The organism is Candidatus Protofrankia datiscae (assembly GCF_000177615.2).
GTDB lineage: Bacteria > Actinomycetota > Actinomycetes > Frankiales > Frankiaceae > Protofrankia > Protofrankia coriariae.
The window spans coordinates 1,267,620-1,280,577 of sequence record NC_015656.1; the positions used below are offsets into that span (position 1 = coordinate 1,267,620).

At 73.3% G+C, this 12,958-nt stretch carries 9 protein-coding genes; 4 read left to right on the forward strand and 5 right to left on the reverse strand.

All coding sequences use genetic code 11. From position 1 onward, the window contains the following. Nucleotides 1–17: 17 nt before the first annotated feature. The 4 genes from FSYMDG_RS05255 to FSYMDG_RS05270 form a co-directional block, all read right to left on the reverse strand. On the reverse strand, nucleotides 18–851 hold the full coding sequence (locus FSYMDG_RS05255; protein ID WP_013872555.1) for a DUF3105 domain-containing protein: 834 nt from the start codon (nucleotides 849–851) through the stop codon (nucleotides 18–20). 151 nt (nucleotides 852–1,002) lie between these two features. Continuing rightward, the gene (locus FSYMDG_RS05260; protein WP_013872556.1) at nucleotides 1,003–2,316 is read right to left on the reverse strand and encodes a coenzyme F420-0:L-glutamate ligase; all 1,314 of its coding nucleotides are present in this window, start codon (nucleotides 2,314–2,316) and stop codon (nucleotides 1,003–1,005) included. Then, a complete protein-coding gene (gene cofD, locus FSYMDG_RS05265) occupies nucleotides 2,309–3,358 on the reverse strand; it encodes a 2-phospho-L-lactate transferase (RefSeq protein ID WP_013872557.1) in 1,050 nt (349 codons plus the stop codon). The genes FSYMDG_RS05260 and cofD overlap by 8 nt, the downstream gene beginning before the upstream one ends. 213 nt (nucleotides 3,359–3,571) lie before the next feature. Then, on the reverse strand, nucleotides 3,572–4,168 hold the full coding sequence (locus tag FSYMDG_RS05270) for a TetR/AcrR family transcriptional regulator (protein ID WP_013872558.1): 597 nt from the start codon (nucleotides 4,166–4,168) through the stop codon (nucleotides 3,572–3,574). A 271-nt stretch (nucleotides 4,169–4,439) separates the two neighbouring features. On the opposite strand from FSYMDG_RS05270, the gene FSYMDG_RS05275 reads away from it, so the two are divergent. Further along, complete coding sequence (locus tag FSYMDG_RS05275) at nucleotides 4,440–4,691, forward strand: hypothetical protein (protein WP_013872559.1); 252 nt, start codon at nucleotides 4,440–4,442, stop codon at nucleotides 4,689–4,691. A 180-nt stretch (nucleotides 4,692–4,871) separates the two neighbouring features. Here the strand turns inward: FSYMDG_RS05275 and FSYMDG_RS26755 are convergent, their stop codons facing one another. Next, nucleotides 4,872–5,063 (reverse strand): hypothetical protein, encoded by a 192-nt coding sequence (locus FSYMDG_RS26755; RefSeq protein ID WP_013872560.1) that lies wholly within the window; start codon nucleotides 5,061–5,063, stop codon nucleotides 4,872–4,874. 174 nt (nucleotides 5,064–5,237) lie between these two features. Between FSYMDG_RS26755 and FSYMDG_RS05280 the strand changes: the two genes are divergently transcribed. From FSYMDG_RS05280 to FSYMDG_RS26760, 3 genes are all read left to right on the forward strand, one after another. Further along, nucleotides 5,238–8,162 carry a bifunctional FO biosynthesis protein CofGH gene (locus FSYMDG_RS05280; RefSeq protein WP_013872562.1) on the forward strand — a complete coding sequence of 975 codons (2,925 nt, stop codon included), beginning with the start codon at nucleotides 5,238–5,240 and terminating at the stop codon, nucleotides 8,160–8,162. Nucleotides 8,163–9,229: 1,067 nt separating this feature from the next. After that, entirely contained in the window at nucleotides 9,230–9,493 is a 264-nt protein-coding gene (locus FSYMDG_RS29985; RefSeq protein ID WP_166462337.1) for a WhiB family transcriptional regulator, read from the forward strand. Between the two features lie 195 nt (nucleotides 9,494–9,688). Next, entirely contained in the window at nucleotides 9,689–12,862 is a 3,174-nt protein-coding gene (locus FSYMDG_RS26760) for a glycosyltransferase (protein WP_013872564.1), read from the forward strand. The last annotated feature ends 96 nt before the right edge of the window (nucleotides 12,863–12,958 follow it).

Genomic DNA, 12,958 nt, shown 5'->3' on the forward strand with positions numbered 1-12,958 from the left:
CCTCAGCGCCGAAGCGCTCAGCGCGGCACTGTGGAATCGGGCGCGGCGGACGTCCCCGGCGCGGGAGTCGTCCCGCCCGGCGTGGCCTGCGCCTGCGCCTGCGCGGTCAGCGCGGCCACCGTGCCCGCGATCGTCGGGCTGAGGTTGAGGCTCCCGCCGGAGGCACCCGACTCGGCGGCGGTGGGGGAGTCCCAGGCCGCGCCGGCGGGGTCCGGGTTGGCATAGGCGGACACGAACTCCTTGATGGCGCTCTCGGAGACGGTCGCGCAACGCTGGGTGCGGTCCCAGGCGGTAAGGACGAAGTGCTTGTCCTCGGGGAAGTCGCCGCGTTCCCAGGGCACCGCGATGAACCGCTCACCGGCGTTCTCAGCAGCCGCACGCAGCGCCGTGACCTGGTCGTCGGGGAGTTTCGGGTCGTACCAGCCGATGACGAAGCCGTGTTCGAGATTGTGCACGGCACGTTCGATCCGCAGTTTCGGGATGCGCTCGTAGAAGCGGTAGGCGTCCGGCAGCGGGTCGGCGTCATGGTTACCGGACGACGGCGGGGCCACGTCGTAGTTGACGGTCTCGTTCGCCGCGATATGGGTGTTGCCGCGTGACGCGTCGTTGACGACCCCGGTGCACCCGGCCGCCGCCGCGGCGTCGCTCGCCGCCGCGACATAGCCGACCTTGCGGGTTTCGTTCTTCGACTGGTTGTCGGATACGGCATAGATGATGATGCCGGCGAGGACAGCGAGCAGGACGACACCGGCGGAACCGTAGAGCAGCCAGGAACGGCGCCGCTCCTGGCGCCGTTGTTCGCGCCGGAGCGCCTCCAGCCGTGCGTTGCGTTCCGCGTTCTTTTTGCCCACGGCGCCCCATCCTACGAAGGTCCGAATATCATGCCGCACCCCGTCCTGGCCACGAGGTTCCGGTTACGGGATCCGGGTCACAGGGTGCGCTCCTGGTCACCCGCTCCTGGTCAGCTGATCCGCTCACCCGGCGCAGGCCACGTGACCCGGCTCACCTGGTGACGACGAACGGCGTGACGTCCCGGGGCGGGCGTGGCTCGGGCGGACGCGCCGGATGGCCGATCCCCACCGCGCCCATGGGCTGCCAGTCCGCCGGCAGCCGCAGCACCTCGCGGACCACGTCCGGGCAGAACAGGGTGCTCGACACCCAGCACGACCCCAGGCCCTCCGCGGCCAGGCAGACCAGCATGTTCTGCACGCCGGCCCCCATCGCGACCAGGAACATCCGCTCCTCGGCGGCGGCCCGCCGGCGGTCGGGATAGCAGTGGGCGCCGTCGGTGACCAGGCAGGGCACGACCAGGACGGGCGCCCGGCGCAGGACGTCGCCACGCCCCAGCCGGCGGGTGACCGCGGCCGGGTCGAAGCCGTCCGCGCGCAGGTCCGCAGCCCATGCTTCGGCCATCCGTGTCAGCAGCTCGTCGCGGGCGTCGGCGACGAGCACGAACCGCCACGGGGTCGTGTGGTGCGGGGCCGGGGCGGTCACGGCGGCGGCGAAGGCGCGCTGGAGCGCCCGCGGATCCACGGGCGCGTCGCTGAACTCGCGGACCGTCCGCCGGGCGGTGACCGCCGAGCGCCGGGCCTCGGCGGTGCCGAGCCGGAACATGTCCTCGCCCGCCGGGCGGACCAGCGCCCGAGCCCCCCGGCCGTCGTCGGCGCGCGCGCGGAAACCGCGCACGAGCGCCACCGGCACCCCGGAGAGCTTCCGTTTGACCAGGTCGGCCGCGGCAGCCAGTTCGTCCGCCTCGGCGATCTCGGTCATGCCCAGCTCGTTGCCGTACGGGTCGACGTCGCCGATGTGGCTGCGCAGCGCGGCCAGCCCCGCGACACCGATCGCGTGGTCGGTCAGGCCGGCCCGCCACGGCCGGCCGGCGGTGTCGCTGACGACGACGCCCACGGACACGCCCAGACGGGCCCGCAGGCCGTCGACCAGGGCCCGCGCGCTCGCGTCCGGGTCGAGCGGCAGCAGGGCGATCTCGTCCTTGCGGACGTTCGACGCGTCCACCCCGGCATTGGCGAGCACGAACCCGTGCCGGGTCTCGACGATGCGGGTCGGCCCTCGGGCGGCGACCTCGCGGACGGTCTCGGCCTCGACGGCGGCCAGTCGCGCGGCCTCCCGGTCGGCGCCCGCCGGGACCAGTCGCCCCTCGGCCTTCGAGGCGATCTTCGAGGTGACGACGAGGATGTCGTCGTCGCGTAACGTGACATTCTGGGTGGTGAGCGCGGCTGCGATGACTGCTGTGAGGTCGTCGCCCGCGTGTATCTCGCCGATTCCCGCGATGGCGGTGACGGACAGTGACTCAGACACCGGCGAGATCCAGGGCCGCGCGGACGATCTCGACGGTCGCGTCGATGTCCGTCATCAGCAGCGGCCGGGCCTTCACCGTGACGCCGGGCACCTGCGTGCCGGTGTCGGCGGTGTCGACCAGCCAGCCGTCGAGGATCCCCCCGCCGACGGCCGCGCCGGTGCCGCCCTCGCCGACGCCGGTGCCTCCGCCGCCGTCGGCGCTCACGACGTCGGTGCCGCCGCCGCTGCTCCCGCCCGTGGTGGGGGTGCCGCGGGCGCCGTAGTGGGCGCCGACCGCGGCCGCGGTGGTGGCCACACCGATCGCGCGCAGGCAGGCGTCCGCCATGCCGCGTACCGGGGCCCCGCCGATGATCGGGGACACCCCGACGACGGGCGCGGGTGTCGCGACCAGCGCTGCCCGCAGCCCCGGCACGGCGAGGATCGACCCGATGGACACCACCGGGTTCGACGGCGGGAGCAGCACGACGTCGGCGTCCGCGAGCGCGTCGAGCACCCCCGGCGCCGGCCGCGCCTGCTCGGCCCCGACCGAGATGATCTCCTGGGCCGGGGTGGCGGCGCGCATCCGCAGCCACCACTCCTGGAAGTGCACGGCCCGCCGCCCCTGCTCGGTGTCGACGACCACATGTGTCTCGACCCGGTCGTCGCTCATCGGCAGCAGACGCAGCCCCGGTTGCCACCGCTGGCACAGCGCCGCGGTCACGTCGGTGAGCGAATAGCCGGCGGCGAGCATCTGGGTGCGGACGAGATGGGTGGCGAGGTCGCGGTCGCCGAGCCCGAACCAGGCCGGGCCGACGCCGTAGGCTGCCAGCTCTTCGGCCACGGTGAACGTCTCCTCGTGCCGGCCCCAGCCCCGCTCGGTGGAGATCCCCCCGCCGAGGGTGTACATGACCGTGTCGAGGTCGGGGCAGATACGCAGGCCGTGCAGGGTGATGTCGTCACCGGTGTTGCCGATCACCGTGATGTCGGCGTCGGGTAACGCGGCCCGCACACCGAGCAGGAAACGGGATCCCCCGATGCCGCCCGCGAGCGCTGTGATCCTCACCGTGCCCTCGCGTCCCGTGCCCTCGCGTCCCGTGCCCTCGCGTCCCGTGCCCTCGCGTCCCGTGCCTGTGTCACCGTTCGACCCTATCCGCATGCTGTCACCGGTGACGGCCGAGCCGGCCGCCGTGGGTACCGCGGCCGCGTTCCAGGGCCGCCGGTTCCCCGTGGCTGTCAGGCGCTGGGACTCGGGGAACTCACGAAGCCTGACAAAAACCTACGGCTGCGCGCTCGCCGGCTGGGACAGGGGGGTGCTGTCGGCTCCGGCCGCGGGGTGGTGGGTGGCGAACGCGGCCAGCAGATAGCGCACCAGGCTGCTGGTCGGCCGCGTCGGAGCGGGGTCGGCCAGCCCGCCTTCGATGGTGGCCACGACCGCGTCCGCGGCGATGTCCTGTTCCGTTTCGTCGACATGGTCGGCGACCGTGGCCATCGCCAGATCGTGCAGCCAGGAGTGCAGCCGTTCGTGGTACTCCATCACCGTCGGGGAGTGCGGTGCGCGTTCGGCCACACAGGGATGCAGGGAACGCCGGCGTTCGACCGAATCCAGGGCCGCGAACAGCTTCTGCGCCGGATCACCGTCGAGCACCTCGATGCGGTCGACCTCACCGTCGAGCAACCGGTTGAGGACGGCGGCGAAGGCGTGGTCCTTCGACCGGAAATACCAGTAGACGGAGCCTGGCTCGATGCCCGCTGCCCGGGCGATTTCGGCGACGGAGGTGGCGGCGAAGCCGCGGGCGAGGAACTGTTGCTCGGCGACGGCCAGCAGCGCGTCTATTCGCTCCTCGCGTGGGACCTCCTGACGGTTACGCGGCACCTGATCAGCCTAACGACCGTCGCCGTCATCGGTGCGTGGAAGGTACCCGGACCGGCGACACGTGATGGATGTCAACGGTGGTTGTCGTCCGTTATCGGTGTATCCACCCGTCAAGGTCGTTTTTTGTCCGGTCCGTCCTGTCGCTCCGAGTTGTGATCTTGAAAAGATGGCGGATCGCATTGGATGTGTCGTATCTCTTGATTCTGCTTAGAGAGGATGGGGAGACTGGATGTACCACCGGCATGTGTGCCGTAACCGGAAAGGACGATTCATGTCCCAGTCGAAGCCGCCCGTGATGCGCCACAGCCTCGACGCCCTCACGGCTACGCTGGCCCGGGCGCTGGCCGACGCGCGCCATCCACAGGTCGAGGCAGCCAGGCGTTCGCAGGTACGCCGTAGCGCGGGCAGGTCCCCGGCGCCGCCGGGCGACCCCGGGGCCCGCAGCTGCGACCGGCTCGTCGCCCGTACCCGGACGTACAACATTCTTGGTGTTGCCAGCCGGCTGCGCGCCATCACCACCTGACCCGCTGACACCACCTGTCGGCCCGAGGTCTGTGTCGTGCCCGGGGGATGTTCGACCGCGCGGAGGCGCTCACGTCGACCGGCATCCCGCGGGCACAGCCCGGGCCGCCCGGGCTCGCGAAGCGGCGTTCGGAGCCGGCCGCGCACAAAGCATGATCGGCCTGCCGTTGACTGTCCGTGACTACAGGCGCCCTTCGGGCCCTGGTGACAGCCAACCGGCGGCAGTCGGCCGGATCGTCGCGGTGACCCTGGCGGCGTGGCCGGATGCCACCGCCGCCCGGGCGTGAAAAGCATGATCGCGTTGCTGTCGGCCTTCGGGATCCCCGAACACGGGCTCCTCGAAGATGCCGGCCGCCGGCGGCGCGCGGAGCATGGTCCTGCCACCTTCGGCTCGAGGAGGCCCGGAGGTGCCCGGACGTGTCCGACAGAGGTGTCCGTATGGGTGCCCGGATGCGCCCGGATGCGATGGCCGTCGCCGGTGCGAAGAACATGATCGTGCTGCTGGCGGCTTCGCCCGATAGCTGATCGCTGGGATTCGGATGGGTAGATGACGAGATCGCGGGAGCCCGCGCAGGGCCCGTCCCGGGCCACGGACAGCGATGCCACGCCGCCGGTGACACGGCAGACCGGACAGACGGCCGCCCGGCCGGTACGGACTGCCGTCCAGCCGGGTCGTGAACCGCGTGACCGAGCGACCACCGGCGCCGAAGCCGGCCTGGCTCCCGCGGGCCCGGCGCTGCGGCGCGCGCTGCGCCGGGCCCGCGACGGCGTGCCGCTCGACGCGGTGGAGGCGGCCGTGCTGATGACCGCCCGCGGGGGCGATCTCGTCGACCTGTCCGCGTCGGCGGCGCGGGTGCGCGACGCCGGCCTGCGCTCGGCCGGGCGGCCGGGCACGATCACCTATTCGCCGAAGGTGTTCATCCCCCTCACCCGGCTGTGCCGGGACAGGTGCCACTACTGCACGTTCGCGACCGTCCCGCACCGGCTGCCCGCGCCCTACCTGAGCCTGGACGAGGTCGTCGAGATCGCCCGCAGCGGCGCGGCGGCGGGCTGCGCGGAAGCGCTGTTCACCCTGGGCGATCGTCCGGAGGACCGCTGGCCGGCGGCGCGCCAGTGGCTGGACAGCCATGGCTACGACTCCACCCTCGGCTATCTGCGGGCGGCGGCCATCGCCGTCCTGGAGGAGACCGGGCTGCTGCCGCACCTGAACCCCGGGGTGCTGTCCTGGCAGGAGCTGGCCCGGCTCAAGCCGGTCGCGCCGTCCATGGGCATGATGCTGGAGACGACCGCGACCCGGCTGTGGTCCACCCCGGGCAGCCCGCACTATGGCTCGCCCGACAAGGAGCCGGCCCGCCGGCTGCGGGTGCTGGAGGACGCCGGCCGGCTGTCGGTGCCGTTCACCACCGGCCTGCTGCTCGGCATCGGCGAGACCTACCTGGAACGCGCCGAGACGCTGTTCGCGATCAGAGCGGTGGCCCGCCGTTACGGCGGTATCCAGGAGGTGATCGTCCAGAACTTCCGGGCCAAGGACGACACGGCGATGCGGGGCGCGCCCGATGTCGGCGCCGAGGAACTCGCCGCGGCGGTCGCCGTCGCCCGGCTGGTGCTCGGCCCGTCCCTGCGGCTGCAGGCGCCGCCGAACCTGGTCGACCCGGACGAGTGCGCGCTGCTGCTGGCCGCCGGCATCGACGACTGGGGCGGGGTGTCACCGGTGACACCGGACCACGTCAACCCGGAACGCCCCTGGCCGGCGGTGACAGCCCTGGCCACGGCCACCGTGGCGGCTGGCCTGACGTTGCGGCCCCGGCTGACCGCCTACCCGCCCTACCTGGACGAACCGTGGCTGGACCCCAGGCTACGCCCGCATGTGGCCGCGCTGAGCGGTCCGGACGGCCTGCTGCGCGCGGGAGCGGCCGCGGCGGGCCGCCCCTGGCAGGAGCCGGACGGCGGGCTCGCCGACAGCGGCCGGGTCGACCTGCAGGCGGCCATCGACGTCTCCGGCCGCCGTACCGACCGCCGGGCGGACTTCGCCTCGGTCTACGGCGACTGGGACGTCCTGCGCGCGCAGGTCAGCGCCGCGGGCACCGGCGCGGACGGAGTGGTCGGCACGGGAGCCCGCGCCATACCCGGCGGCGCTGTGCCCGGTGGCGCCGCGCAAGGCGGCGCTGTGCCCGGTGGTGACTCGCCGGCCGTGGCTACCGCCGCCGCGTCGCCGCGCCTCGACGGCGAGATGAGGGCCGCGCTGCGGCGCGCCGCCGACGATCCGGCGGGCATCAGCGACGCGGACGCCCTGATCCTGTTCGGCGCGGCCGGCCCCGCGCTCGAGGAGCTCTGCCGGCTTGCGGACGACCTGCGGCGCGACGCCGTCGGCGACGACGTCACCTACATCGTCAATCGGAACATCAACTTCACGAACGTCTGCTACACCGGGTGCCGGTTCTGCGCGTTCGCGCAGCGGCGGGGCGACGCCGACGCCTACACGCTCTCCCAACAGGAGGTCGGTACCCGGGCCGAGGCGGCGTGGGCGGCCGGCGCCACCGAGATATGCATGCAGGGCGGCATCCACCCGGACCTGCCCGGGACCGCCTACTTCGACCTGGCCCGCGAGATCAGGAGCCGGGTCCCGGGCATACACCTGCACGCCTACTCCCCGATGGAGGTCGTCAACGGCGTCAACCGGACCGGCCTGTCCATCCGGGACTGGCTGACCGCGGCCCGCGAGGCCGGCGTCGACTCGGTCCCGGGGACGGCCGCCGAGATCCTCGACGACGACGTCCGCTGGGTGCTCACCAAGGGCAAGCTGCCGGCCTCGGCCTGGGTGGAGATCATCACGACCGCGCACCAGGTGGGCCTGCGGTCGTCCGCCACGATGATGTACGGGCATGTGGACACCCCGGCGCACTGGGTGGCCCACCTGCGGCTGCTGCGCCGCATCCAGGAGTCCACCGGCGGGTTCACCGAGTTCGTGGCGCTGCCGTTCGTCCACCACAGCTCGCCGATCTATCTGGCCGGCGTGGCCCGGCCCGGCCCCACCGTGCAGGAGAACCGGGCGGTGCACGCGATGGCCCGGCTGCTCCTGCACGGCGCGATCGACAACATCCAGTGCTCCTGGGTGAAGCTCGGCCCGGACGGTTGTGAGCAGGTCCTGCGCGGCGGGGTCAACGACGTCGGCGGCACGCTCATGGAGGAGACCATCAGCCGGATGGCCGGCTCCCAGCACGGGTCGGCCCGTTCCGTCGCGGAGCTGGAGGCGCTGGCCCGGGCCGCGGGACGGTCGGCGCGGCAGCGGACGACGACCTACGGTCGGGTCCCGGCGGAGCGGCTGGCCGCTGCCCGCCAGGACGGCGGAGCGGATACGCAGAGTGATGATCGCTCCGGTGTGCGAATCCCCGCCAGGGGGACCGGCGCGGGCCGGGATCGCTCTCCTGGCGGCGACGGAGCCGTGCGGAGGGCCCTGCCGATCGTCTCCTGACCGGGTCCGAAGTCCTGACTTTCGTCCCGGTGGCACCCCGGTCGGTGATTCCGCTGGACAATACTTCCGCCGGGCTCCCACCGGATCACTTCCGCTGGATCGCGACTGGTGGAAGTGCCATCGCGTGACGGGCTGGTTCTGCTTGCCCGTCAGCCGATCCCGCCTGTCAGCCGCTCCTGCCCGCCCGTCAGGATGGACGGTGGGTGGATGCCAGGCGGCGCCCTGATCGACGTTCCGGCGGTACCCGTTCATCGGGTTGATCGCGGTTGTGCCAGGCGCCGGTGCGGCTCCGACAACCACCGATGTTCGTTGTCACTGTTCGGATGGATATCCGCGAAAGTGGAAGTCCAGCGGATAGGAGGAGATGTCACAAGAAGGACAGTTCGTGGCAACTTTATCTGATTTCGGAGGGTAAGATGGCCTGGTCAGAGCTCTCGGGGACTTCTCGCATATCGCTCAGTGCGCTGGACGGGGACCCTCTGTAACAGCGTCCTGCTACCGTGAGCTATTGTTTGATCGCTGGTTGTAGAGGATGTTGCGCTGGTGGGGTTGACGCGGCGGTCTTCGGCGCGTGTAATTACCGGCGTGTCATTTCCCCCGCCGGTGGGGAAGGTGCGGTAAAGCGCCCACCCAGCCGGTGTGGACACCAGTCACCTGCGCGCCGGCGCCCGGGGGGTGGCCGACCGCACCGCGACGGGTCTGGAGGAGTCCACATGGAACGCACCGACGCGGGCGTCCACATCGTCCTCGCCGAAACACACCGGTCACGTGCCGGGCTGCCCGCGCAGCCCACGGCCACCGAGTGGGCCGGGCGGCCGGATCCCGGCCGCCGCGAGGGTCGGGAGCTGACCACCGCCGAGTTCGACGTCAATTTTGATATTGACTTTCACGATGATGGCAACGACGACAAAGAAGAAGATGAATTCACTGAATCGATATCGGTAAGGTCATCTGCCGGCCGGTCGCGGGCCGGTGGCACGGTGACCGGTGACACGGTGACCGGTGACGCAGCCGCTGGTGACGCGCTGGCCGGTGGCGCGGCAGCCGGAGAGTCACGCGGCACGGGTCTGGCCAACGTCATCACTCTCGGTATCGACGACATCTTTGCGGATCCGCCGGAGTGGCAGGAGCGCGCGCTGTGCGCCCAGACCGACCCGGAGGCGTTCTTCCCGGAGAAGGGTGGATCGACCCGCGAGGCCAAGCGCATCTGCTCGGGATGCGAGGTCCGCAGCGAATGCCTGGAGTACGCGCTCGAAAAGGACGAACGGTTCGGTATCTGGGGCGGGATGTCTGAGCGGGAGCGACGCCGGCTGCGTCGGCAGGCGGTCTAGACCGCATCCGATGGACCTTCGTCCGCATCCGATGGATCATCGATCGTGCGGGCGGCGCCTGATACCCACCGGACTCGGCCGGGCCGCCGACGTCGGGGCGATCATGTTTCCGATCCGCTCACCGGATTCGGGGCCCGCACACCGATCCTCGACGCTCGAGCCCTGCCGGGAAGCCGGTAGGCGGGCATCGGCCGCGTGACCGCCACCGGGCCGTCACCGCCATCTGCCGAGCGTCCGGTCGCCGACACCGGCGACCCGGGCAGCCTCGCCAGTGGGCCCGCGGTCGGCGGGCAGGCCGTAGACGGGTACGGCAGGGTCGAAGTCGTCGCGATCGTGGTGGCCGCCGACCAGGGCCGGGGCAGGGCCGGTCGAGAACGTTCCGATCATGCTGCTCCGGACGCCGCGACAGGCCCGGGCCTGGCACGGACGCTGCGTGCGCTCGGCCAGCAGACCCGCCGGCCCGACCATGTCGTCGTGGTGGACGTCAGCGGCGGGCCCGCGGCCCGCCGGGCGCGGATCCCGGACAGCCCGCAGGTGTTGATCCGCACCATGCCGCCGGGCACCGGCTACGGGGCGGCCGTGGCCGCGGCGCTGGCGAGCCGGACAGGCCAGGCAAACAGGCCGGATCGGACAGGCCAGGCCACCGGCACACCGGACTTCCTCTGGCTGCTGCGCCACGACTCGGTACCGGCCCTGGACACGCTGGAGCGGCTGCTGACCTATGCGGCGCTGGATCCCAGCGCCGCCGTGCTCGGCCCGAAAGTGCTTGACTGGGCCGACCCGAAGCTGATCGTCGAAGCCGGAGCCACCGTGGACAGCGCCGGGCGCCGGGTGACCGGCATCGGCCCCGGTGAGATCGACGCCGGCCAGCACGACGCCGTCCGGGACGTCCTGGCGGTCTCGGACGCGGGCGCGCTCGTGCGCGGGCCGGCGTGGCGGCGGCTCGGCGGGTTCGATCCGCGGCTGCGCGCCGCTGCCGGCCTCGACTTCTGTTGGCGGGTCTGGCGCGCGGGGATGCGGGTGGTGGTCGTCCCACCCGCGGTGATCCACGCTGCCCGCCCCGGCGGCCACCGTGTCCCGGCCCGCGGGCAGCGGCCCGGCGGACGTGCCGGCCACCGTGGGCAGGACAGCCACCGTGGCCATGGCAGCTATCGTGACCTGCGGCGGGAAGAGCTGCGGGTCCGGATGGCCAACATCTCGGCCGGCCCGCTGGTACCGGCATGGCTTGGGCTCGTGCCGGCGGCGCTGGTGCGTGGCGCCGCGCTGGCCGCCGTCGGCCAGCCCCGCCAGGGACTGGACGAGGTCGCCGCGGCCGCCACGGTGATGGGCCGTCCCGGCTGGCTGTGGCGGGCGCGCCGTCGCCGGGCGGTGTCCGCGCGGGTGCCCGCCCGGAGGCTGCGCACGCTGCTAGCGGCCCGGGGCGGGCCGCTGGGTGCGGTCCGGACGTTCCTGCGTACCTTTGCCGCTCTCATCCCGCGTGCGCCTGCCCGCCGTCGTGGGCGCGGCGGGCCACCGGTCTGGGCGCAGCGTCCAGCCCTGGCGCTTGCCGGGGCGTTGGCCGTCGTGAGCCTCATAGCGGCCCGTTTCATGCTCGGGCCGGGATGGGGGCCGGGAACGGCCGCCTGCCGGATACCCGGCACGGGTGTGTCGCTGCCGTTACCCGACGGCGCCCGGGATCTGTGGTCGGTCGCCCTGGCCGGATGGCCTGGCGGTGCCGCCGGCGCGGTGTCCGCCGGCTCCGTGGTGTCCGGGCCGACGGACACCGGGCTGTGGCTGCTGCCGCTGGCCGTCCTCGCGACCGTGCTGGGTGGCAGGCCGTGGCTGGCGGCCGATATCGTCCTGCTGGGCGGACCGGCGCTGGCCGCTCTTGCCGCCTACGCCGCCTGCGGTCACCTGGGCCCCGCCCGTACCGTCCCTGCCCGTACCGGTTCTGCGCATACCGCTTCCGGCAGGGCTGTTGCCGGCAGGGCCGTCCCCGGTGACGGTGTCCCCAGTGGTGGTGCCGTCCAGGCGGTCTCCGGCGGTGGGGCGTCCGGTGCCGGCGGACCGCGTCCGCCGCGCACGCCGGTCCGGGTCATCGTCGCGGCCGGCTACGCGCTGTCCCCGCCGATGAGCTGGGCGGTTGCCGCGGCCCGGGTCGACGTGGTGTTCGCGCTCGTGCTGCTCCCCGGCCTGCTCACCGCCGCGGCCGCGTTGGTGACGCAGCCGGGCACAGGCCGCGCCACCTGGCCCACGGCCCGCCGGCTCGCACTGCGGTTGCTCGCCGTGGTTGCCTGCGCGCCGGCACTGCTGCTGTCCGCCGTCGTCGGGCTTACGGGCGCGGTCGTGCTGCTGCGCAGGCCGCACCGGCCACACCGGCTGGCGCAGGTGCTCGCCGTGGCCGTCGCCGGCAGCCTGCCGTGGTGGCCATGGCGTGACCTGCTCCCCGGGTGGCGGCGGCTCGTCGGCGCGGCCGTCGAAGTCCCGGGCGCCCTGCCCGGGACAGGCGCGGGTGGCCGGGACGTCACCGGCGCCATGGCCGACGCGTTGCCGGACTGGCTGGGAGCGGCCATGTCAGCGGCCGGGCCGCCCGCCGGGCTGTCCGGCGGGCATGTGGCCGGCCTCGCGGCGGTACTGGTACCGGTCGCGCTCGCCGGCGCGGCCGGGGCCGTGCGGGCCGAGACCCGCGGGCCGGCGCTCGCGGCATGGGGCGTGGTCGCCGTCGGCCTGGCCGGCGCGGCCGTCGAGAGCTACCTGGGTGTTGCCGGACGCGCCGGGGAGCCCGCCGCCGCGCAGCTCGCCGTCGCCGTCACCGGCATGTTGGCGGCTTGCGCACTCTCAGTGACAGGAGTACGGGGGATGCTCCGCCGTCACCGGCCCGGCTGGCGGCACGTCACGGCGCTGTCCCTCGGTGGGGCGGTCGCGGCCAGCCCGTTCACCGGCGCGCTCATGGTCGCCGATGCCGGCCAGGTGGCGGCCGGCGCCGCCGCCCGCACGGGCGGGATGGTGGTTTCCGCGCTCGCGGCGGCACAGCTGTCCGGGCCGGACGCCCGCGTGCTGATACTGCGTCAGCCGGCGCGGGACGCGCCGATCGGCTACACGCTCACGGACGCCCGCGGCCCACGCCTGGACATCACCTTCGGCGCGATGTCCGCGGCTGGTGGCGCGGCGGTCGGGGTGGTCGTCGCGGATCTTGTCACCGGGCGTGCAACGGCCGCCGGCGGGCTTACGGCGTTGGCTGTGGGCGCTGTCGTCGTCCCCGCCGCGGGCGCGGCACCGTCGCTGGTCGCCGCGCTGGACGCCGTGCCCGGGCTGGTCCGGGAACAGGTGGCGGACGACGCCGTGGTGTGGCGCCGGTTGCCGGCCGGCCCGGCGGGCTCCCCACGGTGACCGGGACGCAGGGGGCCCATCCGGATCAGCCCGGCCGCCCGGATCAGCCCGGCCGCCCGCAGCGGCCAAACCAGGCGGATCAACCAGCCCAGGCGG